Here is a 26,062-nt window from a genome sequence, read left to right on the forward strand (position 1 = left end):
AGTCACATAAATGAAAATAAAAAACCGGTTGCTCAGAGAGGAACCGGTTTTTTATTTATCCAACGGGTTTTCGTTTATATATTTTGTGCTTCGTTCGGCACAATGACGGAGGCGTGATTTCCTTTCGGCCCCTGTTGCAACTCAAAGTGGACTGCCTGACCCGCTTTCAGGGTCTTGTAGCCCTCCATTTGAATGGTGGAGTAGTGAGCAAAGATATCTTCACCACCCCCTTCCGGACAGATAAACCCAAATCCTTTTGCGTTGTTAAACCACTTAACTGTGCCGGTTGCCATACTTCTACATCCTTTTATTGATTACCCAGAAGTCGTTGAGTAACCTGCGCCAGCCCATTATAACTAGGGACATGAGCCCATAGCAGACGGGCACAGATTAGCAAGTAACCAATCTAGTCTAACTTTTGAGCGAGTCAAGAAGTTGTTAACAACTGATGTGATCTGGTTAACAAGTCTATTGACAAGCTTGTGTGAGACGGTAGTAATCTAGAGGTACCAAAGCGCGATTATGAGCAAGCAGAAAGAACTCTTTGCTAATGAAGAGATTGCAGAAGCAGAGAAAACAAAGCTGCAGCCACCACCCATGTATAAAGTTGTGCTGAACAACGATGACTACACCCCGATGGAGTTCGTGGTGGAGGTGCTGCAAAAGTTCTTTGGTATGGATTTGGACAAGGCGACTCAGGTCATGCTGAGTGTGCATTATAGTGGTAAGGGTGTCTGCGGCATGTTTACCGCAGAGATCGCCGAAACCAAGGTTGTCCAAGTCAACACCTATGCACGTAACAACGAACATCCACTGCTATGCACTATGGAAAAGGCTTGAATCTGATGACTTGATGGCGAGTGTGACACCACATTGTAGCTGTACTAGGGGAGGTGCCTATGTTGAATAAAGATCTGGAAAAGACGCTGAACGAGGCTTTCAAACTGGCTCGTGACGAGCGCCATGAGTTCATGACTGTCGAGCACCTGTTGTTAGCCCTTCTGGATAACAGCTCAGCCCATGAGGCGCTGAGCTCCTGTGGTGCCGATGTCGAGCAGATGCGCAAGGAGATCCGCGCATTCATCACTCAAACAACCCCGCTTATTCCGCGCGATGACGAAGATCGGGAAACCCAGCCGACCTTGGGCTTCCAGCGCGTACTGCAACGTGCCGTCTTCCATGTGCAATCCTCTGGCAATACCGAAGTCAGTGGTGCCAATGTACTGGTCGCCATTTTCAGCGAGCAGGAGTCTCAGGCCGCTTACTTCCTGAAAAAGGCCGAGATCAGCCGCCTCGATGTGGTGAACTTCCTCTCCCATGGGGTGCGCAAGGACAGCAAACCGGATGTCAGCAATAACAATCCGGAATCTGACGACGATGTCTCCGCCGCCCAGATCGAGAGCTTTGCAACCAACCTGAACCAGCTGGTGTTGGAAGGGCGCATCGATCCGCTGATCGGTCGTGACCAGGAGCTTAATCGTACAATTCAAGTGCTCTGCCGCCGTCGCAAGAACAATCCGCTGCTGGTGGGGGAGGCGGGTGTGGGCAAGACTGCCATTGCGGAAGGTCTGGCTTACCGTATCGTCAAGGGCGATGTGCCCGAGGTGATTGCCGGTAGCACCATCTACTCGCTGGATATGGGCTCTCTGCTGGCAGGAACCAAATACCGCGGCGATTTCGAGAAACGCCTCAAGGTATTGCTCAAGCAGATTGAGCGTCAGGAAGGGGCCATCCTCTTTATCGACGAGATCCACACTATCATTGGTGCCGGTGCGGCATCCGGTGGTCAGCTGGATGCGGCAAACCTTATCAAACCGCTGCTCTCTAATGGTTTGCTCCGTTGTGTCGGCTCCACTACCTATCAGGAATATGCCCAGATCTTCGAAAAAGACCGCGCTTTAGCTCGTCGTTTCCAGAAGATCGATATTACCGAGCCGACCGTGGATGACACAACTCGTATTCTGATGGGCCTCAAGAGCCGTTATGAGGCTCACCATGGGGTGCGTTATACCGCCAAGGCTATTCGCGCTGCGGCAGAGCTGTCCGCCAAGTACATCAACGATCGTCACTTGCCGGACAAGGCAATCGACGTGATCGATGAGGCAGGGGCTGGCCAGCGGTTGCTGCCGGCGAGCAAGCGCAAGAAAGTGATCAACGTGCAGGAGATTGAAGCAATCGTCGCCAAGATCGCCCGCATTCCGGAAAAATCAGTCTCCTCTTCAGATAAAGAGGTACTGAAGAACCTGGAGCGCAATCTGAAGATGGTGGTCTTTGGTCAGGACAAGGCCATTGAGGTGCTGACAGATGCTATTCGCCTCTCGCGCTCAGGTTTGGGTAACGAGCGTCGCCCGGTGGGTTGCTTCCTCTTCGCCGGCCCGACCGGGGTGGGTAAGACCGAGGTCACCCAACAGCTTGGCAAGGCGCTGGGCGTGGAGATGCTGCGCTTTGACATGTCCGAGTATATGGAGCGTCACACCGTCTCACGTCTGATTGGTGCGCCTCCCGGATATGTTGGTTTTGAGCAGGGGGGTCTGCTGACTGATGCGGTGATCAAACATCCTCATTCCGTCGTGTTGCTTGACGAGATAGAGAAAGCACACCCGGACGTATTCAACCTGCTGTTGCAGGTGATGGACAACGGTACGTTGACTGACAATAACGGGCGCAAGGCGGATTTCCGTAATGTGATCCTGGTAATGACTACCAACGCCGGTGTACAGGAGACCCAGCGCAAGTCGATTGGTTTCCAGCAGCAGGATCTGAGCCACGATGCCATGGCTGTGATCAACAAGACCTTCAGTCCGGAGTTCCGTAACCGGCTTGATCACACCATCTGGTTCAACCATCTCGACATGACAGTGATCCACCAGGTGGTCGACAAGTTCATCGTTGAGTTGCAGGTGCAGCTGGATGCAAAAGGAGTGTCTTTGGAAGTATCCGAGCGTGCCCGTCACTGGTTGGCCGAGAAGGGGTATGACAGGGCCATGGGGGCCAGACCTATGGGTCGGGTCATTCAGGAGCACCTCAAGAAACCGTTGGCTAACGAGATCCTGTTCGGCTCACTGGTTGATGGGGGAATTGTGAAGGTTGAGCTGGTAAATGACAGCCTCAGCTTTGATTTTCAGGTCAATGTTGAAGCTGTTTCCCACTAAGTAACCGTAATTAGAAAACGACAAAAAACCCCAACCGACAGGTTGGGGTTTTTTGCTGAATTCCTGGCTTAGCGAGAGCGGAAAACAATACGTCCCTTGGAGAGATCGTAGGGAGTCAGTGCTACCGTTACTTTGTCTCCAGTCAGGATACGAATGTAGTTTTTGCGCATCTTGCCGGAAATATGAGCGATAACCACGTGACCATTCTCCAGTTCCACACGGAACATGGTATTGGGCAGGGTTTCGAGAATAGTGCCCTGCATCTCAATACTGTCTTCTTTAGCCATTGAATCCTCTTGATAAGCCACAACAAAAAACCGCTGGATCATGCCGGATTTAAGGCTATGTGTAAAGTTTACTCGGGCTTGCCGTCGATATTTTTCCATTCTCCATGAATGAGCACCTCGTGAGGGAGGTAATTGCGCTTGTAATTCATCTTGCGGCACGCCTCAACCAGATAGCCGAGATAAAGCCAGCTTCGTCCGGTACGCCTGGCCAGATCAAGCTGACTCAGAATGGCAAAGGTGCCGAGCGAGCGGTCGGCATAATCGGGGTCGAAGAAGGTATACATGGCGCTGAGTGAGTGGGGCAGCAGATCCGTAGTGGCTACGCCAATAAGGCGACCCTCCTTTCTCATTTCCAGATAGAGGGGCGGCATCCAGTCGCAATGGAGAAAACCGCGGTACTGTTTGCGGTTGGGGGGATACATGCTGCCATCCTGATGGCGCTCGCTGATGTAGCGTTCATAAAGCTGGTAATACTCGGGTTTGTCATCGTAGCTCAGGACGATGTCGATATCCCTGTTGAGCTGGCGGATGCGCTTTTGTCCCCGGCTGGGCCTGAAGTGCTCGCTGTGAATGCGCAAGGATTGGCAGGCATGACAGGCGGGGCAGTGGGGACGATAGATGTCGTTGCCACTGCGGCGAAATCCGGCGGTCAGCAGGCGTTCGTAACCGTGGGCGTTGAGCAGGTTGTGATCCATCAGAACGAGCAACTGCTCCTGCTCATGATCCAGATAACTGCAGGGATGCTTGGGGGTTAGCCCAACCTTGAGGATCACTTCTTCGGTCATAAGCGGATCTCTCCCTCTTGCCAGCATGAATCCAATAGCGATTGGCGGCTAAGTTGCGCCAGCTCGGCCAGAAAGCGTGCTCTTGGCCACTCCTCAATGCCCAGCGTGGCCAGAAACGGATTCTGCATCTGGCAGTCGACAAGGGCGCCTCCGTGCCGGGCAAAGTGGCGACAGAGTGCCACCATGGCCAGTTTGGCTCCGTTATCGATATGGCTGAACATGGACTCACCACAGAACAACCGGCCAATCGACAGGCCGTAAAGGCCTGCCTGCAGTTTTCCCTCTTGCCAGATCTCGACCGAATGGGCATGACCCAGACGGTGCAGCCGCTGGTAGGCCTCGATCATGGGTTGGCTGATCCAGGTGCCATCGGCAGTGCGACGAGGCGCGGCGCAGGCATTGATTACCTCATTAAAGGCGCGATTGACGGAAATATCGAATGGGGTTCGGCGGATAATCTTCTGCAAGGTGCGTCCCACATGCAGCTGATCAGGGCGGATCACGCCGCGCGGATCCGGTGACCACCACAGGGTCGGCTGGTGGGGTTCGTTCCACGGGAAGATCCCCTTGTGGTAAGCTGCCAGCAATCTGGCAGGGGAGAGATCCCCGCCGATCGCCAGCAGACCGTTGGGCTCTTCCAGGGCATGCGAGGGGTCGGGAAACCAGCAGAGCTCATCATCCAATTGAGTGAGATAGCGAGACATAAGGCAACGAGGTTCATAGATGAAGGCCATTATCCTGATAGTATCCAGCTTGCTCTGCTTTGTCACTGCGCCCGCCGGGGCCGAGGTGTACCAGCGCAACACGGCCCGCCCGGTCAATCAGGTGGTGTTTGGCCAGGTCGAAACGGTGCGTAATATTACCCAGCGCCAGATCCTGGAGTCGGAGCGTTCCGGCTGGAAAACCCTGGGTGGGGCAGTACTGGGCGGCTTGCTTGGCAATCAGTTTGGTGGCGGCCATGGCCGTGAAATAGCCACCGCTGTCGGGGCACTGGCTGGGGCCGCTGCGGCGCAGCAGTATCAATCGGGCGACACGGTAGTGGAGACCAAACTGGTCGAGCTGCTTATTCGCAACGAGCAGAACGGGCTGGTCAATGTGATCCAGGATTATGATCCCGCCATGGTCTTCAGCAGCGGTGATAAAGTGCGCATTCTCTATTTTGATGACGGCGTGCGAGTCGACAAGACGTTTTAAGCCGACTGCTGGAAGAGATGCAGAGAGGGGAGATAACCCGCAGACTTTCCGGTTGGCAGAAAGTCTTGCGGGCGGTAATACACGGGACTGCGCAGGGAATTAGATGGCGCTCTCTTGCGAGACTATCTTGTCACGGCCGGTGTTCTTGGCCTGATACAGGAGCCGATCCGCTTCGCTCAGCGCCTCGTCCATGGATACCCGCCCGACACTGACCACACCATAGCTGGCGCGAACAAAGAGCGGAACATCCGGTGACAAGGGGTGCTGGCGCAGTTGCTGGCGTAACCCTTCCAGCCGTTTGAGCAGCACGGGTACGGTGCAGTGGGGCACCATCAGGGCAAACTCCTCGCCGCCAAAGCGTGCGATCATGGCATCGGGGAAGAACTGGGTCAGCTGGCGGGTCAGATGGCAGAGCAGCTGATCGCCGATGGCATGGCCCCAGTGATCGTTGACCTGCTTGAAGTGATCCACATCGAGCACACAGAGTGAAAGCGTACTCTGCAGCCGCTGCTGCTCCTCGAACCATTTCTGCCCTTCATTGAACCAGTAGCGCCGGTTGTAAAGACCGGTCAGGTAGTCGCGATTGGCCGACTCCTGAATGCTGTTGAACTGCTCGAGCGCCTCCAGATTGTGGCTGACCCGACACTGCAGCTCTTCCGGCTCGAACGGCTGGTTGAGAAAGTCGTTGGCCCCCTGTTTGAGGTAGCGAGCGGAGAGGCCGCGTTTGTCCGAGACCGAGATCCCGATAATCGCCAGCTGCTGCTTGCTGTAACGCTCTCTCAGCATTCGCACCAGACTGATGCCATCGATCTCCGGCATATAGTAGTCGACTAGTGCCAGCCGGATGCCGGGGTATTGCTCCAGCATCGCCATCGCTTCGCGCGCGTGACTCGCCTCGTGCACCTGCAGCAGTTGCTTGCGCAACTGGGCCATGGTGCGGTGGCGGGAAGTGCGCGAATCATCGACGACCAGCACTTCGATGGACTGGTTGAGATAGAGGCGGTGCACCAGGCTGACCGCATATTGCAGCGAGTGACGCGAATCCTTCATTACATAGTCCAGTACACCAGTTTCCAGCCAGGCGGCACGTTTATCCTCGCTGATATCGGCGGTGAGGATCACCACTGGCAAGCCGCGCTCCAGCAATACGCTGACCGCTTCTCCGCGAGGTGCGTCTGGCAAGGTAAGGTCCACCAGGGCGACCACATACTCCTCTCCCCGACAGTGACGGGCGCCTTCGAGGGTATCAAAGGCGTCGATCTCCAGACTGGTCTGCTGGGCAATCGCCTGGGTCAGCATACGGCGGATCGTCAGGCTATCTTCGACAATCAATATCTTCTGTTTCATTAGACTCCTTCAAATAAAAAAGGCATACCGACTGGTATGCCTTATATCACATATGCGCTTATTTATTGCGCATCGAGATAGCGTTCTGCATCGAGGGCAGCCATGCAGCCGGTACCGGCAGAGGTGATGGCCTGACGGTAGTTGTGGTCAGCCACATCGCCAGCAGCAAAGACACCTTCAATGCTGGTCTGGGTAGCAAAACCGTCGAGGCCGCCACGTACTTTCAAATAGCCGTTTTGCATCTCCAGCTGGCCATCGAAGATCTGGGTGTTGGGCTGGTGACCGATGGCGATGAAGACGCCCATCAGCGGCAGCTCGCTGGTACTGTTGTCCTGGGTGTTGCGCAGGCGCACACCGGTAACCCCCATCTGATCGCCCAGCACTTCATCCAGGGTCTGGTGAGTGTGCAGTACGATGTTGCCGCTCTCGACCTTGTCGTGCAGACGCTTGATCAGGATCTTCTCGGCGCGGAACTCGTCGCGACGGTGAATGAGGTGCACCTTTTTGGCGATGTTGGCCAGATAGAGCGCCTCTTCCACGGCAGTGTTGCCGCCGCCGATCACGGCCACTTCCTGATTGCGGTAGAAGAAACCGTCGCAGGTGGCGCAGGCGGAGACGCCGCGACCCTTGAAGGCCTCTTCAGAGGGAAGACCCAGATATTTGGCGGAGGCGCCGGTCGCGATGATCAGGGCATCGCAGGTGTATTCGCCGTTGTCGCCCTTGAGGCGGAACGGGCGCTGGGTCAGTTCGACGCTGTTGATGTGATCAAACAGAATGCGCGTATCGAACTTCTCTGCGTGGGCTTTCATGCGCTCCATCAGGGCCGGGCCGGTCAGGCCTTCCGGATCGCCGGGCCAGTTCTCTACCTCGGTGGTGGTGGTCAGCTGGCCACCTTGCTGCATACCGGTAATGAGCAGGGGATTGAGGTTGGCGCGGGCGGCGTAGACGGCAGCGGTGTAACCGGCCGGGCCGGAGCCCAGGATCAGCAATTTGCTGTGAGTGACTTGGCTCATGATGTGATTTCCGAGACGTGATGAGTTTGCGCGATTGTAGGTAATTCGTGATCCGGGGTCAAAGGCCAGTGAGTCGATTGTTTCAATCGCCTTCCCGCATCAACGATCGGTTTTGCCGAGCACTATAAAAGAGATAAAAAAACCGCCCATCGCGGGCGGATTTTCACTCATCTCCAACTGGCGCAGGCCAGTGCAGATCAGTTCAGCAGGGTCAGGGGATCCGTGTAGGCAAGGCCATGAGCCACGGCGACCTCCTTGCAGGTGAGCTTGCCCTCCATCACGTTGAGGCCGTGCAGCAGGTTGGGATCGCTCAGCAGCGCCTGACGATACCCTTGCTGGGCCAGCTTGATAATGAAGGGGAGGGTGGCGTTATTGAGTGCCACGGTCGAGGTACGCGCCACAGCCCCCGGCATGTTGGCCACGCAGTAGTGCACCACGTCATCGACGATGAAGGTGGGATCTTCGTGGGTGGTGGGGTGCGAGGTTGCCACACAGCCACCCTGATCGATCGCCACATCGACGATAGCCGAGCCCGGCTTCATGCGCGCAATGTGGTCACGGCTGACAAGTTTTGGCGCAGTGGCGCCCGGTACCAGCACGCCGCCGATGACCAGATCGGCCGCCAGCAGATGGCGCTCCAGGCTTTCGCTGTTGGAGTAGACCACTTTGGCCGCCCCCTGAAACTCGTTGTCGAGACGGCGCAGGGTATCGACGTTGTTGTCGAGGATGGTCACGTCGGCGCGCATGCCGATGGCCATGCGAGCTGCGTTGGAGCCAACCACGCCACCACCGATGATCACCACCTTGGCCGGTTCGACACCGGGTACGCCGCCCAGCAGCACACCGCTACCGCCGCGGGATTTCTCCAGCGCCTGTGCGCCCGCCTGAATGGACATGCGACCCGCGACTTCCGACATGGGCGCCAGCAGGGGCAGACCGCCACGGCCGTCGGTGACGGTCTCATAGGCGATACAGATGGCACCACTTTTCAGCAAGGCCTCGGTTTGTGGCAGATCCGGTGCCAGATGGAGGTAGGTAAATAGGGTCTGACCCGGTCGCAACATGGCACACTCGACAGGCTGGGGCTCCTTGACCTTGACGATCATCTCCGCCTTGGCGAAAACCTCGGCGGCAGAGGCCAAAATTTCGGCACCAGCAGCCGTATAATCTGCGTCGCTAAAGCCAATCCCGTTTCCGGCACCGCTTTGGACGAAAACAGTATGGTTTCGTGCTGTCAGTTCACGTACACTGGCCGGAACCATGCCTACGCGATATTCATGGTTTTTTATCTCTTTAGGTACACCGATAATCATGCTATCCCTCGTCTATCGATTGGTGTTTCATGTTGCCAAAATGTTAACCAACATTTGCGCCTAGTATATTCAGGTATTGACAGGATTTGTGACCATAATTATAAAATGAATGGTGATTCTTACCAAAAAATAGCCAAAGGATGGAATAAAATGATGGAAGCTAAGAGTCGGCTAAAGGATTTGGACAGGATTGACCGCAACATTCTCAATGAACTGCAAAAGGATGGCAGGATCTCGAATGTTGAGTTGTCCAAACGAGTTGGCCTGAGTCCTACACCGTGTCTGGAACGGGTTCGTCGCCTCGAGCGACAAGGTTATATCGAAGGGTATGCCGCGATTCTAAACCCTCATTATCTGGATGCGTCTCTGCTGGTCTTTGTGGAAATTACCCTCAACCGTGGTGCCCCCGATGTGTTTGAACAGTTCAACAAGGCTGTTCAGGTGCTCGAGGAGATCCAGGAGTGCCATCTGGTCTCGGGTGATTTCGACTACCTGCTCAAGACCCGGGTAAGCGACATGTCGGCTTATCGCCGCCTGCTGGGTGAGACCCTGCTGCGCTTGCCGGGGGTCAATGACACCCGTACCTACGTGGTGATGGAGGAGGTCAAGCAGAGCAGCCGTCTGGTGATCAGCACCCGATAAAGCAGATTATGCCGTGGTATCTTTTCCATATGAGACACCATGACAGTCAGAAACGAGCGGCCGGTCCGCTCGTTTCTTCTTGTAAAGATGATTGCAAATATGGCCCCGTCCCATCAGGCACAGGCTGACAATCGATGGGCTTTTCGGGGATACTAGGCCCCCTTATTTCCTGCATTACATGTTTTCAGAAAGGAGCCGGAGTTTGGCCGATAAAAAGCTGTTTACTCCTTTGTCAGGTACACAACGGATCTTCGAAGCCGTCTTGATCGCCATCACCCTGATGGCCGCTTATCTTCTGCTTGCCCTGTTGTCCTATCATCCCGCCGATCCCGGTTGGTCCCAGACCTCGTGGGAAGGTGAGGTCAAGAACCTCGCCGGCAGCGCAGGCGCCTGGCTTGCCGATATCACCATGTTTACCTTTGGTGCCTTCTCCTATCTGGTTCCGCCGCTGGTGGTGCTGTTGGGCTGGAGTCTGTTCTGGCGGCCAAGCCGCCTGCTCGATGTGGATTACCTCACCCTCGGGGTGCGGATCATCGGCTTTATCCTGACCGTGCTCGGCATGTCGGCCATCGCCAGCATGAACTTCAACGATCTGCAGAACTTCTCCGCCGGTGGTCTGGTGGGGGATGTCATCGCCTCCGCCGTGGTACCGCTGTTTGGCGGGGTGGGTGCCAACCTGATGCTGCTCTGCTTCGTGGCGACCGGCATCACCCTGTTTACCGGCTGGTCCTGGCTCACCATCGTCGAGCGCATCGGTGCCGCCTGTACCGGTTCTGTTAGCGCCATCTATCACTTCCCGGGCACTCTGGGTCGTTGGTTGACCGGCGGCTGGCGTCAGCCTCGCGTTGAGGGACCGGATCCCCTGCTTGAGGGGGGCGTGGGCGCCATCGAACTCGATGAAGAGGATGAGGACGATCCCCACAGCAACTGGGGTCGCCGCGCCAAATGCAAAAACCAGAAAGGCTCCAAGGAGGAGTGGTTGCCTGAACTGGACGACGACACCTTCGAGTTTGACCCGCAGTTTGATGATGAGGATGACGAACCTGCGCCGGTGGTCAAGGCCAAACGGCCAGCCCCTGCCAGCACGCGTCGCCAGAGCGCCCTTGCCGTCGCCGATGACGAGGACGATGAAGATCTCGACCTGCCGTGGGCCGAGGGCGAGGATGCACCGGTTGCCCCTGTCGTCGCCATGCCGACCAAGCCCAAGCGCCGCGTGCAGGCCAATCTGCCACCGCTGCCGAGCCTCGAGCTGCTGGATCGTCCGCCTGCCAAGACCCAGATGATGAGCAAGGATGAGCTGGATCGCATGGGCCGTCTGGTGGAGGCCAAGCTTGCCGATTACAACGTGCAGGCCAAGGTGGTCGGCGTCTATCCGGGTCCGGTCATTACCCGTTTTGAACTGGATCTGGCGCCAGGCATGAAGGCGAGCAAGATCACCAACCTGTCCCGCGATCTGGCCCGCTCTCTGTCGGCGAGCAGTGTGCGGGTAGTCGAGGTGATCCCGGGCAAAACCTATGTCGGGATCGAGTTGCCCAACCGGGTGCGCCAGACCGTCTACCTGCGCGAGACCCTCGACTGCGATGCGTTCCGCGATAGCCGCAACCCGCTCACCATGGGGCTGGGTCAGGACATCGCCGGTGAGCCGGTGGTGGTGAACCTCGCCAAGATGCCTCACCTGCTGGTGGCTGGTACCACGGGTTCCGGTAAGTCGGTGGGGGTGAACACCATGATCATCTCCATGCTCTACAAATCTTCGCCGGACGATCTGCGCTTTATCATGATCGACCCCAAGATGCTGGAATTGTCTGTCTATGAAGGGATCCCGCACCTCCTGACCGAGGTGGTGACCGACATGAAGGATGCCGCCAACGCCTTGCGCTGGTGTGTGGGCGAGATGGAGCGTCGCTACAAGCTGATGTCTGCAGTCGGGGTGCGCAACCTCAAGGGCTACAACGACAAGGTACTGGCGGCCATTGAGGAGGGGGACCCCCTGCTGGATCCGCTGTGGCGTCCGGGCGACTCCATGGATCAGACGCCGCCGGAGCTGGAGAAGCTGCCCCATATCGTGGTGGTAGTGGACGAGTTCGCCGACATGATGATGATCGTCGGCAAGAAGGTGGAAGAGCTCATCGCCCGTATCGCCCAGAAAGCGCGGGCGGCCGGTATTCACCTTATCCTTGCGACCCAGCGTCCGTCGGTGGATGTCATCACCGGTCTTATCAAGGCCAACATCCCGACCCGTATCTCGTTCCAGGTGTCGAGCAAGATCGACTCCCGTACCATCATCGATCAGGGCGGTGCTGAATCTCTGCTCGGCATGGGCGACATGCTCTACATGCCGGCCGGTACTTCCAACCCGACCCGGGTGCACGGCGCTTTTGTCGATGACCACGAGGTACACAAGGTGGTGGCGGACTGGAAACTGCGCGGTGAGCCGAACTACATCGACGAGATCCTCTCCGGCGAATCTGGCGGTGAAGGTGGCAGCGGCGAATATGGCGGTAGTGACGACGAAGAGCTCGACCCCCTGTTTGACGAAGCGGTCGCCTTCGTGGTGGAGTCCCGCCGTGGCTCGACCTCCAGCGTGCAGCGCAAGTTCAAGATTGGTTACAACCGGGCGGCTCGTCTCATCGAGCAGATGGAAAATCAGGGCATTGTGAGCGCCCCGGGTGGCAACGGTCAGCGCGATGTGCTGGCACCGCCGCCGGTGCGGGACTAAGGCCCACCCTTTTACTGTTATCCTGGCCATGCCCCTCACGGGCGTGGCCTTTTATCGAGATGGTCGTTATGAAAAGCATGATGAAAAAACAGCTGTTGATCGGATCCATGCTGCTGGTTGCCAGCAGCCAGGTGTGGGCCGACGCGGCCAGCGATCTCAAGCAGAAGCTGGCCAGTGTCAGCCTCTTCTCCGCCAAGTTCTCCCAGACTGTCTACGACAGCAAGGGCAAGGAGCTGCAGCGCGCCAGCGGCGATCTGGTGGTGCAGCGCCCCAACCATTTCAACTGGCATACCACGGCGCCGGACGAGAGCCTGATCGTCGCCGATGGCAAGGATGTCTGGGTATATGACCCCTTCGTCGAGCAGGTGACCGCCCTTAAATTGAAGGATGCGGTGCTCAACACTCCCTTCGTGCTCATCACCGGCAATGACGACAAGCTGTGGAAGAACTACGACGTGACCCAGCAGGGAGATGTCTACACAGTCACCAGCCGTGATCCGAGCGAACTCATCGCCTCCTTCCGTGTCACCTTCGATCGCGACAACAACATCAGCCGCTTCGATGTGAAAGAGGCACAGGGACAGTGGACCGAATTTACCCTCAATAACTTCAACCGCAAGCCGGTGCTCAAGGGCAATGAATTTGTCTTCAAGATCCCGAAGGGGGTCGAGCTGGATGATCAGCGCTGATGAGCAATCTCTCGCTGGATTTCTCGTCGGACTTTCGTCCGCTTGCGGCCCGGATGCGGCCGCAAAACCTCGACCAGTACATAGGTCAGCAGCATATCCTGGGGCCTGACAAGCCCCTGCGCAAAGCGATCCTGGCGGGTCACTGCCACTCGATGATCCTGTGGGGGCCACCGGGTACCGGCAAGACCACTTTGGCGGAGCTGATGGCTCACTACTGTCAGGCGGAAGTGGAGCGACTCTCGGCGGTCACCTCCGGCATCAAGGAGATCCGCGCCGCCATCGACAAGGCCAAAGAGAACAGCTGGCGCGGAGTGCGTACCATCCTCTTCGTGGACGAGGTTCACCGCTTCAACAAGAGCCAGCAGGATGTGTTCCTGCCCCACATCGAAGATGGCACCATCACCTTCATCGGCGCCACCACCGAGAACCCCTCGTTCGAACTCAACAACGCGCTGCTCTCCCGGGCCCGGGTCTATCTGCTCAAGCGACTGGAGGAGGAGGACATCCTCGCCATGATCGATCAGGCGATGCAGGATCCCCGCGGCCTCAATGATCCGGCCCTTGCCTTTGCCCCCGGCGTTAAAGAGGCACTGGCCAAGGCGGTGGATGGTGACGGGCGAAAATCCCTCAACTATCTGGAGCTGCTGGCTGACATGGCCGAGCTTGATGGCAGCGGCCACAAGCTTATCGACAGCGCGCTGCTCGCCGCCGTTGCGGGGGAACATGTGGCCCGCTTCGACAAGGGGGGGGATCACTTCTACGACCTCATCTCGGCGGTACACAAATCCATTCGCGGCTCGGCGCCGGATGCGGCGCTCTACTGGTATGCCCGTATGGTGAGTGCCGGCTGCGATCCGCTCTATATTGCCCGCCGCTTGCTGGCGATTGCCTCGGAAGATGTGGGCAATGCCGATCCCCGTGCCATGCAGGTGGCGCTATCTGCCTGGGATTGTTTCCACCGCATCGGACCGGCGGAAGGGGAGCGGGCCATCGCCCAAGCGATCGTCTACCTCGCCTGTGCGCCCAAGAGCAATGCGGTCTACACCGCCTGGAAGGCGGCGCTCAATGATGCCAAAAACCTGCCCGACTTCGAGGTTCCGGTGCACCTGCGCAATGCGCCGACCCGGCTGATGAGCGATCTGGGCTATGGTGCCGAGTATCGTTACGCCCACGACGAACCGGGCGCTTACGCCGCAGGCGAGGAGTATTTCCCGCCCGAGCTTGCCGGCAAGCAGTACTATCAGCCGACCGATCGTGGTCTTGAAAAACAGATCGGCCAGAAGCTCGATTATCTCCATGAGCTGGATCGACAGAGCCCGCAAAAACGGGGCCGATAGCCACCCATTTTTGTCAGCAGAATGAAAATTGGTCAGACACCGTAATAATTGGGGTGTTTGACCCCACAAGTTGGCAAAAACGAGCCAAATAGTCCCTGTTCGGGCAGGGGGGCGGTCTGCTACACTGCCCCTCTGACCCCGTTGGTTTCGGCCTGATACCATCTTCTTGATTTCGAAGGCCTGACTCTCAAAACGACGGGGGCGCCAACCGATGTTAACTTCCGGATCTGTTTTCCCGCCCGTCATGATGACTCAGGCCCAGATCCCTTTTACAAAAAGTAGGTAACCCATGCTGGATCCCAAATATCTGCGCAGCGACATCGACGAAGCTGCCGCTCGTCTGGCGACACGTGGCTACGCTCTTGACGTAGCGGCTGTCAATGCTCTGGAAGAGAAGCGCAAGGATCTGCAGTCCCGTACTCAGGAGCTGCAGGCCGAGCGCAACGCCCGCTCCAAGTCCATCGGTGAGGCTGCCCGTCGCGGTGAAGATGTTGCCCCGCTCAAGGCTGAAGTGACCAAGATCAACGACGAGCTGGAGACCAGCAAGGTTGAGCTGGATGCCCTGCTGGCCGAGCTGAAAACCATTGCCGACGCCATCCCCAACCTGCCGAGCGAAACCACCCCGGTTGGTCGTGACGAAAACGACAACGTGGAAGTGCGCCGCTGGGGTACCCCGCGTCACTTCGACTTCCCGGTACGCGATCACATCGATCTCGGTGAAGCGGCCAAGGGCGTTGATTTCAAGAACGGCGTCAAGCTTTCCGGTTCCCGTTTCGTGGTAATGAAGGGCCAGATTGCCCGTCTGCACCGCGCTCTGGCCCAGTTCATGCTGGATCTGCACACCCTGCAGCACGGTTACACCGAGTGCTACGTGCCTTATCTGGTCAATCCGGACAGCCTGTACGGTACCGGCCAGCTGCCGAAGTTCTCCCAGGATCTGTTCAATACCGGTATTGACGGGGAAGGGGAAGAAGAGGGCAAGGTGCGCAAGTTCTCCCTGATCCCGACTTCCGAAGTGCCGCTCACCAACATGGGGCGCGACGAGATCTTTGAAGAGCAGGAACTGCCGATCAAGATGACCGCTCACAGCCCGTGCTTCCGTTCCGAAGCAGGCTCTTACGGTCGTGATACCCGTGGCCTCATCCGTATGCACCAGTTCGACAAGGTCGAAATGGTACAGCTGGTTCACCCGGAGAAATCCTGGGAAGCGCTGGAAGAGATGGTGGGTCACGCCGAGAAGGTGCTGCAACTGCTGGAGCTGCCGTATCGCGTGATGGCGCTCTCTACCGGTGACATGGGCTTCTGCGCTGCCAAGACCTACGATCTGGAAGTGTGGTTGCCGGCCCAGAACACCTACCGCGAGATCTCCTCTGTCTCCAACTGCACCGACTTCCAGGCGCGCCGTATGCAGGCTCGCGTACGTGTCGATGGCAAGCCGCAGCTCATTCACACCCTGAATGGCTCCGGTCTGGCTGTAGGCCGTACTCTGGTCGCCGTGATCGAGAACTACCAGCAGGCAGATGGCCGCATCGCCATCCCGGCTGCACTGCAATCCTACATGGGCGGCCTGACCCACATCGGGTAAGTTCACGCTGCTGACCACAACGCCATGGCATCGCCATGGCGTTGTGCATTCTGGTGCCGGGCAACCGTTTTAGTGCTGAAAAAAAGCGGCTTTTCGGCGCTGCTTTGAACAGTTAACACATTTTTATCAAGCAATGCGCAATCGTTTTTGTTAGACTGCGCCGCAATTTCGCAGGACATCTTTTTCTATGGTCTGGATTGATTACGCCATCATCGGCATCGTCGGTTTTTCTGCTCTCATCAGCCTGGTGCGCGGCTTCGTCAAAGAGGCCATGTCTCTCGTCACCTGGTTCGTTGCCTTCTTTATTGCCAGCCACTTCTATCCTGATCTCGCCGCCTATTTTACCTCTTTCTCCGATGCGCTGGTGCGCAATGGTCTGGCCATCGCGGCCCTGTTCGTGGCAACCCTGATCCTGGGCAGCGTGGTGAACTATGTGGTGGGTCTGCTGGTGGACAAGACGGGGCTCTCCGGTACCGATCGGGTGCTAGGGGTCTGCTTCGGCGCAATTCGCGGGGTACTGATCGTCAGTGCCCTGCTTTTCTTCATGGATACCTTCACCAGCCTCTCCCAGAGTGACTGGTGGGCGGCATCCAAGCTGGTGCCGGAGTTCAAGCCGGTGATCCAGTGGTTTTTCGGGTTCATGCTGAACTCTTCGAGTTTTCTTAAACAGGTATAGCGACTTCGAGGTAGCAAATACATGTGTGGTATTGTCGGTATAGTAGGCACCACTCCCGTCAATCAGGCCCTCTACGACGCCTTGACGGTGTTGCAGCACAGGGGACAGGATGCCGCCGGGATTGTGACCATTGACAGTGGGAACTTCCGGCAACGCAAGGCCAATGGTCTGGTCAAGGACGTGTTTGAAGTGCGCCACATGCAGCGCCTGCAAGGGAACATCGGCATCGGTCATGTCAGATATCCCACCGCAGGCAGCTCCAGTGCCGCAGAAGCCCAACCTTTTTATGTCAACTCTCCTTACGGGATCGTGCTTGCCCACAACGGCAACCTGACCAACGCCAAGGAGCTCAAGGAGCAGCAGTTCCGTGTCGCGCGCCGTCACATCAACACCACTTCGGATTCCGAAGTGCTGTTGAACGTGCTGGCTCACGAGCTGGACCGCTGTGACAAGATGGCGCTGGCGCCCGCGGATATCTTCGCTGCAGTGCGCAAGACCCATCAGCAGATCCGCGGTGCCTATGCCGTGGTGGCGCTGGTCATTGGCCACGGCCTCATCGGGTTCCGTGATCCCAACGGCATTCGCCCGCTGGTGCTTGGTCGTCGTCAGGATGAGCAGGGGCAGGTGGAGTACATGCTCGCCTCCGAGAGCGTGGCGCTCGATGCCATCGGTTTCGAGACGGTGCGTGACATCGCGCCGGGCGAGGCCATCTACATCACCGAGCAGGGCCAGCTCTTCTCCGAGCAGTGTGCGGAGAACCCGCAGATGAGCTCGTGCATCTTCGAATATGTCTATTTTGCCCGTCCCGATTCGTGCATCGACAAGGTGTCGGTCTACGCCGCCCGTCTCAATATGGGTCGCAAGCTGGGTCAGAAGATTGCCCGCGAGTGGGAAGATCTCGATGTGGACGTGGTCATCCCCATCCCCGAGACCTCCTGCGACGTGGCGCTGGAGATCGCCCACACCCTGGATCTGCCGTACCGTCAGGGCTTCGTGAAAAACCGCTATATCGGCCGCACCTTCATCATGCCGGGCCAGACCCAGCGCAAGAAGTCGGTACGCCGCAAGCTCAACGCCATCAGCTCCGAGTTCAAGGGCAAGAAGGTGTTGCTGGTGGATGACTCCATCGTACGGGGTACCACCTCGGAACAGATTATCCAGATGGCCCGTGAAGCAGGGGCTGCCAAGGTCTACTTCGCTTCGGCAGCGCCGGAAATTCGCTTCCCCAACGTCTACGGTATCGACATGCCCACCGCCAACGAGCTGATCGCCCACGGTCGCGAAGTGGAAGAGGTGTGCAAGCTTATTGGCGCTGATGGCCTCATCTTCCAGGATCTGGAAGATCTGGAAGCGGCGGTGCGGGAGATCAACCCCGAGCTGCGCCACTTCGAGACCTCGGTGTTCAACGGCCACTATGTCACTTCCGATGTGGATCAATCCTACCTTGACCACCTCAATGCCCTGCGCAGCGACGACAGCAAGGCTGTGCGCGAGTGGCAGGAAGGGACCAGCAATCTGGAAATTTTTAACGAAGGTAGTTAAACGTTTTCCTTCTGGCTGGTGTGCATAACGCAATGGGAGCCTTGGCTCCCATTGTTGTTTTTGCTGGGAGATGACGAAAGGGGAGAGATGGCATCTGTTTGAAAAAACAGCGCTTATCTTGCCAGATATGGGCATGCAACGGCTGATCCGCTAGCATAGGGCCACTTTTCTCATACGCCTTTAACGAGAGTTCAGATGGATGATCTGCTAGCCCCCGTGCGCCAGTTCTTGCAGTGTGAAACCCCTGACGAGTGGGTAGAGATGGCGCGGGATCCGGCCCGTTTGCCAACCCTGCTTATCGATCACGCCAACTGTGAAACCAAGGCTGCACTTACCGCTCACAGCCTGGTACGCCGCTACTGTCTGCCCAAGGGCAAGCGTCATCTGCTGCCCAAACTGGAGTTTTATCGCGAGCTGGACGCCATTCCGGAGAAGGCCGAGATCTTGGGCAAGCGCACCATGGGCGAGTCTGATCGCTCGGTCTTTGCCGAGCTGGAGCGCAATCCGCTGCTATTTCCCATGGTGCGACTCATTCAGGAGGAGTTGCACCACTTCGAGCAGGTGCTGGAGATCATGCAGGCTCGCGGCATCGAGTACGGTCCGGTCACCGCTTCTCGCTATGCCCGGGAACTGATGCAGCATGTGCGCACCCATGAGCCCGCCACCATTGTCGACAAGATGATCATCGGTGCCTATATCGAGGCGCGCTCCTGCGAGCGTTTTGCCAAGCTTGCCCCCCATCTGGATGAGGAGCTGGGCCGCTTCTACGTCTCCCTGCTGCGCTCCGAGGCGCGTCACTATCAGGATTACCTCGCGCTGGCCGCGCAGTATGCGGGGGAGGACATCAGCGAACGGGTCGCCTACTTTGGCAAGCTGGAAGCCGAGCTTATCTCGTCGCCAGATCCCCAGTTCCGGTTTCATAGCGGCCTCCCTGTCACATCTGACAGTTGTTGACGTACAGGGGGCCAACTACTATTGCCCTGTTCCTACTACGAGCGACAAGTAGTTACTTTTGAGCGCAATTCCCGGCCTTGAGCCGGGATTTTTTTATCCTCCGCTTTAGTTCATTGTCAGCACCTCTGTTGAATTTTCACTCATTTTTCCCGTGCGCCCGCCAATTTATGTGGCGCCGTGCCTCCGTTTTTTATGGCGATAAAGTGGCCATTCAGGCGGCGCGAGCTTGTAGAAACGGGCGAAACCGTGTACTTTTTTGCCTTCGCAAGATTTGAATAACCAATCAATAGGAGCGTGTATGCGCATTGTTCTGTTGGGGGCTCCGGGCGCCGGCAAAGGTACCCAGGCTCAGTTCATCATGGAAAAACACGGTATTCCCCAGATCTCCACCGGCGACATGCTGCGTGCGGCGATCAAAGCGGGCACCGAGCTCGGTCTGAAGGCCAAAGCCGTGATGGACGCAGGTCAGCTGGTCTCTGACGACATCATCATCGGTCTGGTCAAGGAGCGCATTGCTCAGCCGGATTGTGCCAAAGGCTTCCTGTTGGACGGTTTCCCGCGCACTATTCCTCAGGCGCAAGCCATGAAGGATGCCGGCGTCAACGTTGATTTCGTGCTGGAGTTCGATGTGCCGGACGAAGAGATCGTCAAGCGCATGAGCGGCCGTCGTGTTCACTCCGGCTCCGGTCGTACCTACCACGTGGTGTTCAACCCGCCGAAAGTGGAAGGCAAAGATGACGTGACTGGCGAAGATCTGGTGATCCGTGCCGACGACGAAGAGACCACAGTGCGCAAGCGTCTGGATGTGTACCATCAGCAGACTGCTCCGCTCATCGGCTTCTATGGCAAAGAGGCGGAAGCGGGCAATACCCGTTACGTCAAGATCGATGGCACCCAGCCGGTTGATCTGGTCAGCAAGCAGCTTGCCGCCATTCTGGGCTGAGCGTTACTGCCGGCACAGTCCCCTGGGCCATCAGGCAAATGATAAAAAGGGCCCAGCGGGCCCTTTTTTGCATCATGACAGATAGACAGGAAGCCAATGTGACCACGAAAACCGGAATCTTGCTGGTCAATCTGGGTACCCCAGCCGCCCCCACCACCACCGCCGTCAAAGCGTTTCTCAGCCAGTTCCTGCACGATCCCCGGGTCGTCGATCTGCCACGCTACCTCTGGTGCCCGTTGCTCCACTTCATCATTCTGCCAACCCGCTCGCCCAAGGTGGCAAAGCTCTATCAGCAGGTGTGGACCGAGCAGGGTTCGCCACTGATGGTGATCAGCAAACAGCAGCGGGCAGCGCTGGAGCAGGAGCTCAAGCGTGAAGGGGTCGATGTACCGGTCGAGCTCGCCATGACCTATGGTTCCCCTTCTCTGGAGGAGGGGTGGCAGGCACTCAAGGCCAAGGGGGTCAACCGGGTGATCCTGTTGCCGCTCTATCCGCAATATTCGGTCAGTACCACGGCATCCGTGTTCGATGCCTGGGGCCGGGCGATGAAGCATGAGCGCAACCTGCCTGTGGTGCGGCTCATTCGCGATTACCATGCCCACCCCGAGTACATTCAGGCGCTGGCGATGAGCGTGCGTCGCCACTGGGAGCAGCATGGCAGGGGCGAACATCTGCTGATGTCGTTTCACGGTATTCCCGAGCGCTATGAGAACGAAGGGGATCCCTATGGCCACCAGTGTCGCCATACTGCCACGCTGCTGGCCGAGGCGCTCGGGCTGGAGGCAGGGCAGTGGACGGCCAGCTTCCAGTCCCGCTTTGGCAAGGAGGAGTGGCTGAAGCCCTACACCGACGTGACCATTGCGGGCCTGCCGGCTACCGGGATTAAGCGGCTCGATGTGATTTGCCCCGCCTTTGCCGCCGACTGCCTTGAAACCCTTGAGGAAATTCAGGTACAGAACCGAGAGATCTTCATGGAGGCCGGTGGCGAGCGGTTTGAATATATTCCGGCCCTCAACAGCGATCAGGCCCACATCAGGATGATGGTCTCGCTCATTTGCCGCGAATTGGCATGAGTGGCCGGCAGCCAGTCAAACAAGGAGTCGTCTTATGGTGCATATCACGCTGATTTACGCAGGCCTGCTGGGGCTGCTGTTTTTGGGGCTCTCCTTCTGGGTGGTCAGACGCCGTGCCCAGTTCGGGGTGATGATAGGGCAGGGGGAAGCCCCTGAGTTGTTGGCGGCGATCCGGGCTCACGGCAACTTTGCCGAGTATGTACCGCTGACCCTGTTGCTGATGGCCTTGAGTGAAATGGCCGGTGACAGCGCACTCTTGCTGCATGCCGGCGGCATCATGCTGCTGGCCGGTCGCGTACTGCATGCCATTGGCATCCAGATCCCGCGAGCTCCCAATGTGCCCCGTTTCGTTGGCACCTTGCTGTTCTGGCTATCCCTCGCACTGTTCTCAGGGTTGACCCTTTTTCACGGCTTGCTCAACGGGTGAATTATCCCTCTGAATCGCGTGTCAAAAACCACCCGCTTTCGGGTGGTTTTTTTGTGGTTAAAGAGCAAACGTTTTTCCTCGCAACCCTTGTCTATACTGACTCCATTATTTAAACAGAGCGACTTTTCGGTGCGACAGATTGTGTTAAAATCCCGCCCCTCTTTCCCCCAGAGCACAAGAACATTGCCATGAAATTTCCCGGTCAGCGCAAGTCCAAACACTACTTTCCTGTGGATCGTCGTGATCCCCTCATCTCCCAGAGTGCGGTGCTTTCGGAGCGGGGCAAGGCCTATGTGGTCGGGATTGACCAGACGCTGGTCGACATCGAAGCCCATGTCGATCTGGCGTTTCTCGAGCGTTATGGCTTGAGCCGTGGCCACTCCATGCTCATCTCCGATGAAGTGGCCGAGCAGATCTACGACGAGCTCAAGAGCAACAACATGGTAGTGAGCGAATTTGCCGGTGGCACCATCGGCAACACCATGCACAACTACTCGGTGCTGGCTGATTCCCACTCCATCCTGCTTGGCGTCATGAGCCAGGATATCCGCATCGGCAGCTACGCCTATCGTTACCTCTGCAATACCTCCTCTCGCGTCAACCTCGACTACCTGCAGCCGGTAGACGGCCCTGTCGGTCGCTGCTTTACCTTCATCACCGAAGGGGGCGAGCGCAGCTTTGGCATCAACGCCGGCAAGATGGATCATCTGGATGTAGAGCACATCCCCGAAGAGATCATCAAGGAGTCCTCCGCTCTGGTCATCACCGCCTATCTGGTGCGCGGTGAAGATGGCACCCCCATGAAAGATGCCGCCATGGCCGCGGTGCGTTATGCCCGCGAGGCCGGTGTGCCGGTGGTGCTGACCCTGGGTACCCGTTTCGTCATCGAGTCCGATCCCCAGTGGTGGCGTGACTTCATCAGCGAAAACGTCACCGTGCTCGCCATGAACGAGGAAGAGGGCGAGGCCCTGACCGGTTTCTCCGATCCGCTGGCCGCAGCCGACAAGGCGCTCGACTGGGCTGACATGGTGCTTTGTACCGCCGGTCCGGTGGGGCTTTATATGGCGGCCTACACCGAAGATGACTTCAAGCGCGAGACCACCTTGCCGCTGCTGCCCGGGGTTATCCCCGAGTTCAACATGTACGAGTTCAGCCGCCCCATGGCGCGGGCCAAGTGCCGCAAGCCGGTGCGGATCTACTCCCATATCTCTCCCTACATGGGCGGGCCGGAGAAGATCAAGAACACCAACGGGGCAGGGGATGGCGCGCTTTCCGCCGTGCTGCACGACATGGTGGCCAACTCCTATCACCGGATGAATGTACCCAACTCTGCCAAGCACATCTCCGAGTTCCTGACCTACTCTTCGCTCTCCCAGGTGTGCAAGTACGCCAACCGGGTGAGTTACGAGGTGCTGGCCCAGAGCAGCCCACGTCTCTCTCGCGGTCTGCCGGAGAAAGAGGACAGTCTGGAAGAGGTTTACTGGGAGCGTTGATCCCGAATTGTTGCAAAACACCGCCATTGGCAGACGTTTTGACGTGAAAAGGGGCCTTTAGGCCCCTTTTTTCCATCAATAACCCCAATATGCTTGAGTCCATGTCGCTTTTGCGACACCATTTGGCCACCGCATTGCCGGCCGGCAATGCCGCCGCACCTGAGAAAATGAGAGAGCCCCATGAGCATGCTTACCGAGAACCTTGACGCCAATTTCCAACTTTTTATCGAACAAGTCCGCGAGTCGGGTCAGGTGTGGGGCCTGCGCTATGGTGAGGACTGGGTGGTCTGCCGCTCTGCCGAGTTTGAAGATGCCGACGTCATGCCGCTCTGGTCTGCCGAAGAAGATGCCCGTTTGCACTGCGTGGACGAGTGGGCCGATTACGAGCCGGAAGTGATCGATCTGGAAGAGTTTCTCGATATCTGGATCAACGATCTGGACGAAGACGATGTGCTGGTCGGCCCGAACTGGAACGCTGATTTGGAAGGCCAGGAGCTCGAACCCATTGAGCTGGCCAAAGCGCTGGTTGAACTGGACGCTTGAAAGCGCCTCCATTGATGGTCTGAACGTACAGAGCATCAAGATAGAGACCGGTATCCTCACGGATGCCGGTCTTTTTTATGGTCGAATGGCCACGTTGATGAGTTAAATGCCAATTTGCCTTTGCACCTCGTCGGGGGATGGTCCATCATCAACCTTTTGCCATGGGGGGCGCCATGTTTCTATTCGATGTCGCAGGTGCGACGGGAGGACGGGCCAGCATCCGCATTCAGGCGCTGGACTGGGCACAATCCGGGCCGGTCATTTTCCAGTGTGACGATGATGCACTGGCGGTCGTGCTGCTGAGCGGCTGTCGCTGCGACTCGGTCGGTTTCTTCAATTTGCTGGCTGGCTGCAAACCGCTCTATGTCGAGCAGTGGCTTGCCTATCTGCAAGAGAGTGGCCGTATCGGCAAGTGGAGTTTCCAGACCGAAAGCCCGGCCGACAGCCACTATCTGGCAAGAGCCGGTCTGGATAATGAGGAGTTGAATACCCTGCTGGCACAGGTTTATCAGGTGGCGGGGTTCAATCGCCTGCAGATCAACCGCTACCTCAAGAACCGCCACAACCCCACCACCCTGGCTACCCGTTACGATCAGAAAGAGCTGGAGCGTTATCGCCAGCTCAACGAGATCATTCTGACTCTGTTGAAGTTGAAACATCCTCAGTAAAGAGACCAAGCTGGCTGATATCCGGTCGCAAAGGTTGCGGCCGGGCGATCAGGTAGCCTTGCAGTCCATCCACATACATTCCCTGCAGCAGCTGCTTTTGTCCCAGCTGCTCCACCCCCTCGGCAATCACCTGGCACCCCATCCGGTGCGATACATCGACAATCATCCGCACAAATTGCTGGTTGGTCTGATCCTGCTCCAGTCCGGTGATGAGTGCGGGATCGAGCTTGATGTAGTCAGGTTTCAGCTCGCGAAACAGGGTGAATGAGCCAATCCCCTTGCCGAAGCTGGCGATGGCCGAGCGGCTGCCATTGCGTCTGAGCAGTTCAAACACCCGCTTGGCACCAGTCAGGTTGCGTTCCAGATGCTCTTCATCCAGTTCGAACACCAGATTGGCGCTGGTGTTGGGATCCTTGAGCAGCTGCCTGTCCAGCCAGATCAAAAAGGCACTGTTTTGCAACAGGTTGGATGAGAGATTGATCCCCCAACGACTCTGGTTGGAGCCAAATGCTCGGTACTGGCGCATGATGTGGGTGATGACCAGCTGCTCCAGTCGCATCACCAGGTCCAGCCGCTGTGCCATGGCAAAGAGGGTATCGGTGGGCAGCGCGGTGCCATCGCTGCCGGTAAAGCGGGTATATATCTCGTTGTAGGCCAGCATGCTGCGATGCAGAGGCTGGATCGGCTGATAGGTAAAGCTGAGTCGCTCCTGTGCCAGTACCTCGGTCAGTACGTCACGCCAGTGTTGCTGGCCCTGCATATCGGAGACATTGTCATCCTGCTGAATGGCCCAGCCATTGATGGTTTCGGTCTGGGCACGGGCCAGTGCCAGATCGGCCCGGGCCAGCACGGCCTCGATTTTCTGGCCGCTGCTGAGCTTGGTCAGTCCGGAGTAACCGGTGCTCTCCAGCTCGTGTTGCTCCTGATAGTGATCGAAGGCGACTTTCAGATCCTGCCCCAGCAGGTGAGGGGGGATATTGGCAGCCGGTTGCACCAGCACCGCGAAGTCAGCCCCCGAAATGCGATAGACCTGATTGCCGGGAAACCGGCTGACCACCCGCTTGATGAGCGCAGCCATGTCCTTGATATAGGCATCCCCCGATTGAAAACCACGCTGGGCGTTGATCTTGCCAAGCTCGGTGGCGCGCACCAGCACCAGCGTCGCGGTCTGGGTATCTTGATCCCGCTGCAACAGCTCAGTCATGTCGCGGCGAAAGGCGTAGCGATTGAGCAGCTGGGTCAGCTCGTCGGTGGTGGCCAGATTGCTCAGCTCGGTGAGTTGGCGATGGACGTGCTGTTCGGCGCTTTCAAACTGCTCCAGCAACTGTTGCAGCGCTTCTTGCGACCGGGGCTCTGCCAGTAGCTCCGGATCCCGGCTGCGCAGTGCTTTTATCCAGACCTGTTCCTGATGTTGCTGAATGCCGCCCAGGTTGCGCAGAGCCAGCATCAGCAATAGGGCCATGCCGATAAGCGTGGTGCCCAGAATCAGAACGAGCGTCAACGGAGTGCTCTGCATAGCCAGCCAAACCCCTTGCAGAAGCAATAGAGGTATGGCCACTATGATGGCGATTAAAACGAGAGGGCGTCCGAGCTTGTGAACCATCTTGTCATCCTTGAAGTGGCTGCTTTGTGAGGAAATTTTAACCAAGCTTACCAAGCAAAACATGTTATGACTCGCAA

At 57.5% G+C, this 26,062-nt stretch carries 26 protein-coding genes; 17 read left to right on the top strand and 9 right to left on the bottom strand.

Features of this window, described 5'->3' with window-relative positions; translation table 11 throughout:
* Positions 1-74: 74 nt before the first annotated feature.
* Positions 75-293 (bottom strand): cold shock-like protein CspD, encoded by a 219-nt coding sequence (gene cspD / locus LG31_RS0114480; protein WP_033115164.1) that lies wholly within the window; start codon positions 291-293, stop codon positions 75-77.
* Positions 294-522: 229 nt separating this feature from the next.
* Between cspD and clpS the strand changes: the two genes are divergently transcribed.
* Together clpS and clpA are read left to right on the top strand one after the other, a co-directional pair.
* Positions 523-840, top strand: coding sequence for an ATP-dependent Clp protease adapter ClpS (gene clpS / locus LG31_RS0114485; RefSeq protein WP_005337111.1), 318 nt, complete (start codon positions 523-525; stop codon positions 838-840).
* Between the two features lie 59 nt (positions 841-899).
* Positions 900-3,152 (top strand): ATP-dependent Clp protease ATP-binding subunit ClpA, encoded by a 2,253-nt coding sequence (gene clpA, locus LG31_RS0114490; RefSeq protein WP_033115165.1) that lies wholly within the window; start codon positions 900-902, stop codon positions 3,150-3,152.
* Positions 3,153-3,220: 68 nt separating this feature from the next.
* Here clpA and infA read toward each other — a convergent pair whose 3' ends face one another.
* The 3 genes from infA to aat all read right to left on the bottom strand — a co-directional run bounded on the left by infA (position 3,221) and on the right by aat (position 4,928).
* A complete protein-coding gene (gene infA, locus LG31_RS0114495) occupies positions 3,221-3,439 on the bottom strand; it encodes a translation initiation factor IF-1 (protein ID WP_005300033.1) in 219 nt (72 codons plus the stop codon).
* A gap of 68 nt (positions 3,440-3,507) precedes the next feature.
* Positions 3,508-4,224 carry an arginyltransferase gene (locus LG31_RS0114500; protein WP_033115166.1) on the bottom strand — a complete coding sequence of 239 codons (717 nt, stop codon included), beginning with the start codon at positions 4,222-4,224 and terminating at the stop codon, positions 3,508-3,510.
* The gene (gene aat / locus LG31_RS0114505; protein ID WP_033115167.1) at positions 4,221-4,928 is read right to left on the bottom strand and encodes a leucyl/phenylalanyl-tRNA--protein transferase; all 708 of its coding nucleotides are present in this window, start codon (positions 4,926-4,928) and stop codon (positions 4,221-4,223) included. The genes LG31_RS0114500 and aat overlap by 4 nt, the downstream gene beginning before the upstream one ends.
* Before the next feature lie 19 nt (positions 4,929-4,947).
* Here aat and LG31_RS0114510 point away from each other — a divergent pair, with 19 nt between their 5' ends.
* The gene (locus LG31_RS0114510; RefSeq protein ID WP_033115168.1) at positions 4,948-5,418 is read left to right on the top strand and encodes an outer membrane lipoprotein; all 471 of its coding nucleotides are present in this window, start codon (positions 4,948-4,950) and stop codon (positions 5,416-5,418) included.
* Between the two features lie 99 nt (positions 5,419-5,517).
* Here LG31_RS0114510 and LG31_RS0114515 read toward each other — a convergent pair whose 3' ends face one another.
* The 3 genes from LG31_RS0114515 to ald form a co-directional block, all read right to left on the bottom strand.
* Positions 5,518-6,765 (bottom strand): diguanylate cyclase, encoded by a 1,248-nt coding sequence (locus tag LG31_RS0114515; RefSeq protein WP_033115169.1) that lies wholly within the window; start codon positions 6,763-6,765, stop codon positions 5,518-5,520.
* Between the two features lie 62 nt (positions 6,766-6,827).
* A complete protein-coding gene (gene trxB, locus LG31_RS0114520) occupies positions 6,828-7,778 on the bottom strand; it encodes a thioredoxin-disulfide reductase (RefSeq protein ID WP_005346409.1) in 951 nt (316 codons plus the stop codon).
* A gap of 197 nt (positions 7,779-7,975) precedes the next feature.
* On the bottom strand, positions 7,976-9,091 hold the full coding sequence (gene ald / locus LG31_RS0114525; protein ID WP_033115170.1) for an alanine dehydrogenase: 1,116 nt from the start codon (positions 9,089-9,091) through the stop codon (positions 7,976-7,978).
* 150 nt (positions 9,092-9,241) lie between these two features.
* On the opposite strand from ald, the gene lrp reads away from it, so the two are divergent.
* From lrp to serS, 5 genes are all read left to right on the top strand, one after another.
* Positions 9,242-9,733: a leucine-responsive transcriptional regulator Lrp gene (gene lrp / locus LG31_RS0114530; protein WP_005300047.1), complete on the top strand. Its 492-nt coding sequence runs from the start codon at positions 9,242-9,244 to the stop codon at positions 9,731-9,733.
* Positions 9,734-9,935: 202 nt separating this feature from the next.
* Positions 9,936-12,452, top strand: a complete 2,517-nt coding sequence (locus LG31_RS0114535) for a DNA translocase FtsK (RefSeq protein WP_033115171.1) — start codon at positions 9,936-9,938, stop codon at positions 12,450-12,452.
* 80 nt (positions 12,453-12,532) lie between these two features.
* Positions 12,533-13,141: an outer membrane lipoprotein periplasmic chaperone LolA gene (gene lolA / locus LG31_RS0114540; protein WP_033115213.1), complete on the top strand. Its 609-nt coding sequence runs from the start codon at positions 12,533-12,535 to the stop codon at positions 13,139-13,141.
* Positions 13,141-14,478 carry a replication-associated recombination protein A gene (locus LG31_RS0114545; RefSeq protein ID WP_033115172.1) on the top strand — a complete coding sequence of 446 codons (1,338 nt, stop codon included), beginning with the start codon at positions 13,141-13,143 and terminating at the stop codon, positions 14,476-14,478. Before lolA ends, LG31_RS0114545 begins: the two co-directional genes overlap by 1 nt.
* Positions 14,479-14,767: 289 nt before the next feature.
* Complete coding sequence (gene serS / locus LG31_RS0114550; protein ID WP_033115173.1) at positions 14,768-16,063, top strand: serine--tRNA ligase; 1,296 nt, start codon at positions 14,768-14,770, stop codon at positions 16,061-16,063.
* Positions 16,064-16,065: 2 nt separating this feature from the next.
* On the opposite strand, the gene LG31_RS21285 is transcribed toward serS, so the two are convergent.
* The gene (locus tag LG31_RS21285) at positions 16,066-16,242 is read right to left on the bottom strand and encodes a hypothetical protein (protein ID WP_161785988.1); all 177 of its coding nucleotides are present in this window, start codon (positions 16,240-16,242) and stop codon (positions 16,066-16,068) included.
* A gap of 8 nt (positions 16,243-16,250) precedes the next feature.
* Between LG31_RS21285 and LG31_RS0114555 the strand changes: the two genes are divergently transcribed.
* The 9 genes from LG31_RS0114555 (at position 16,251) to LG31_RS0114595 (ending at position 24,382) form a co-directional block, all read left to right on the top strand.
* On the top strand, positions 16,251-16,739 hold the full coding sequence (locus LG31_RS0114555; RefSeq protein ID WP_033115174.1) for a CvpA family protein: 489 nt from the start codon (positions 16,251-16,253) through the stop codon (positions 16,737-16,739).
* A 21-nt stretch (positions 16,740-16,760) separates the two neighbouring features.
* A complete protein-coding gene (purF, locus tag LG31_RS0114560) occupies positions 16,761-18,281 on the top strand; it encodes an amidophosphoribosyltransferase (RefSeq protein WP_033115175.1) in 1,521 nt (506 codons plus the stop codon).
* 195 nt (positions 18,282-18,476) lie between these two features.
* Positions 18,477-19,235: a tRNA isopentenyl-2-thiomethyl-A-37 hydroxylase MiaE gene (miaE, locus tag LG31_RS0114565; protein WP_033115176.1), complete on the top strand. Its 759-nt coding sequence runs from the start codon at positions 18,477-18,479 to the stop codon at positions 19,233-19,235.
* Positions 19,236-19,533: 298 nt separating this feature from the next.
* Positions 19,534-20,178 carry an adenylate kinase gene (adk, locus tag LG31_RS0114570; protein ID WP_033115177.1) on the top strand — a complete coding sequence of 215 codons (645 nt, stop codon included), beginning with the start codon at positions 19,534-19,536 and terminating at the stop codon, positions 20,176-20,178.
* Between the two features lie 98 nt (positions 20,179-20,276).
* On the top strand, positions 20,277-21,251 hold the full coding sequence (gene hemH, locus LG31_RS0114575) for a ferrochelatase (protein ID WP_033115178.1): 975 nt from the start codon (positions 20,277-20,279) through the stop codon (positions 21,249-21,251).
* Between the two features lie 34 nt (positions 21,252-21,285).
* Positions 21,286-21,678 (top strand): MAPEG family protein, encoded by a 393-nt coding sequence (locus tag LG31_RS0114580; protein WP_033115179.1) that lies wholly within the window; start codon positions 21,286-21,288, stop codon positions 21,676-21,678.
* A 188-nt stretch (positions 21,679-21,866) separates the two neighbouring features.
* Positions 21,867-23,171 carry an inosine/guanosine kinase gene (locus LG31_RS0114585; protein ID WP_033115180.1) on the top strand — a complete coding sequence of 435 codons (1,305 nt, stop codon included), beginning with the start codon at positions 21,867-21,869 and terminating at the stop codon, positions 23,169-23,171.
* 180 nt (positions 23,172-23,351) lie between these two features.
* Positions 23,352-23,714, top strand: coding sequence for a DUF2750 domain-containing protein (locus LG31_RS0114590; RefSeq protein ID WP_033115181.1), 363 nt, complete (start codon positions 23,352-23,354; stop codon positions 23,712-23,714).
* A 173-nt stretch (positions 23,715-23,887) separates the two neighbouring features.
* Entirely contained in the window at positions 23,888-24,382 is a 495-nt protein-coding gene (locus tag LG31_RS0114595) for a hypothetical protein (protein ID WP_033115182.1), read from the top strand.
* Here the strand turns inward: LG31_RS0114595 and LG31_RS0114600 are convergent.
* Positions 24,345-25,985: an EAL domain-containing protein gene (locus LG31_RS0114600; RefSeq protein WP_033115183.1), complete on the bottom strand. Its 1,641-nt coding sequence runs from the start codon at positions 25,983-25,985 to the stop codon at positions 24,345-24,347. The two genes, LG31_RS0114595 and LG31_RS0114600, sit on opposite strands and share 38 nt — an antisense overlap.
* Positions 25,986-26,062 lie beyond the last annotated feature (77 nt).

Origin of the sequence: Aeromonas lacus (assembly GCF_000764665.1) — a bacterium.
Taxonomy (GTDB): domain Bacteria; phylum Pseudomonadota; class Gammaproteobacteria; order Enterobacterales; family Aeromonadaceae; genus Aeromonas; species Aeromonas lacus.

Coding starts and splice junctions, on each gene's coding strand:
- LG31_RS0114555 (WP_033115174.1), top strand. CDS start 16,251: ATGGTCTGGATTGATTACGCCATCATCGGCATCGTCGGTTTTTCTGCT.
- clpS (WP_005337111.1), top strand. CDS start 523: ATGAGCAAGCAGAAAGAACTCTTTGCTAATGAAGAGATTGCAGAAGCA.
- LG31_RS0114545 (WP_033115172.1), top strand. CDS start 13,141: ATGAGCAATCTCTCGCTGGATTTCTCGTCGGACTTTCGTCCGCTTGCG.
- serS (WP_033115173.1), top strand. CDS start 14,768: ATGCTGGATCCCAAATATCTGCGCAGCGACATCGACGAAGCTGCCGCT.
- LG31_RS0114595 (WP_033115182.1), top strand. CDS start 23,888: ATGTTTCTATTCGATGTCGCAGGTGCGACGGGAGGACGGGCCAGCATC.
- LG31_RS0114590 (WP_033115181.1), top strand. CDS start 23,352: ATGAGCATGCTTACCGAGAACCTTGACGCCAATTTCCAACTTTTTATC.
- LG31_RS0114600 (WP_033115183.1), bottom strand. CDS start 25,985: ATGGTTCACAAGCTCGGACGCCCTCTCGTTTTAATCGCCATCATAGTG.
- ald (WP_033115170.1), bottom strand. CDS start 9,091: ATGATTATCGGTGTACCTAAAGAGATAAAAAACCATGAATATCGCGTA.
- LG31_RS0114500 (WP_033115166.1), bottom strand. CDS start 4,224: ATGACCGAAGAAGTGATCCTCAAGGTTGGGCTAACCCCCAAGCATCCC.
- infA (WP_005300033.1), bottom strand. CDS start 3,439: ATGGCTAAAGAAGACAGTATTGAGATGCAGGGCACTATTCTCGAAACC.
- LG31_RS0114510 (WP_033115168.1), top strand. CDS start 4,948: ATGAAGGCCATTATCCTGATAGTATCCAGCTTGCTCTGCTTTGTCACT.
- lolA (WP_033115213.1), top strand. CDS start 12,533: ATGAAAAAACAGCTGTTGATCGGATCCATGCTGCTGGTTGCCAGCAGC.
- purF (WP_033115175.1), top strand. CDS start 16,761: ATGTGTGGTATTGTCGGTATAGTAGGCACCACTCCCGTCAATCAGGCC.
- LG31_RS0114515 (WP_033115169.1), bottom strand. CDS start 6,765: ATGAAACAGAAGATATTGATTGTCGAAGATAGCCTGACGATCCGCCGT.
- aat (WP_033115167.1), bottom strand. CDS start 4,928: ATGTCTCGCTATCTCACTCAATTGGATGATGAGCTCTGCTGGTTTCCC.
- trxB (WP_005346409.1), bottom strand. CDS start 7,778: ATGAGCCAAGTCACTCACAGCAAATTGCTGATCCTGGGCTCCGGCCCG.
- adk (WP_033115177.1), top strand. CDS start 19,534: ATGCGCATTGTTCTGTTGGGGGCTCCGGGCGCCGGCAAAGGTACCCAG.
- LG31_RS21285 (WP_161785988.1), bottom strand. CDS start 16,242: ATGTCCTGCGAAATTGCGGCGCAGTCTAACAAAAACGATTGCGCATTG.
- cspD (WP_033115164.1), bottom strand. CDS start 293: ATGGCAACCGGCACAGTTAAGTGGTTTAACAACGCAAAAGGATTTGGG.
- lrp (WP_005300047.1), top strand. CDS start 9,242: ATGATGGAAGCTAAGAGTCGGCTAAAGGATTTGGACAGGATTGACCGC.
- clpA (WP_033115165.1), top strand. CDS start 900: ATGTTGAATAAAGATCTGGAAAAGACGCTGAACGAGGCTTTCAAACTG.
- miaE (WP_033115176.1), top strand. CDS start 18,477: ATGGATGATCTGCTAGCCCCCGTGCGCCAGTTCTTGCAGTGTGAAACC.
- LG31_RS0114580 (WP_033115179.1), top strand. CDS start 21,286: ATGGTGCATATCACGCTGATTTACGCAGGCCTGCTGGGGCTGCTGTTT.
- LG31_RS0114585 (WP_033115180.1), top strand. CDS start 21,867: ATGAAATTTCCCGGTCAGCGCAAGTCCAAACACTACTTTCCTGTGGAT.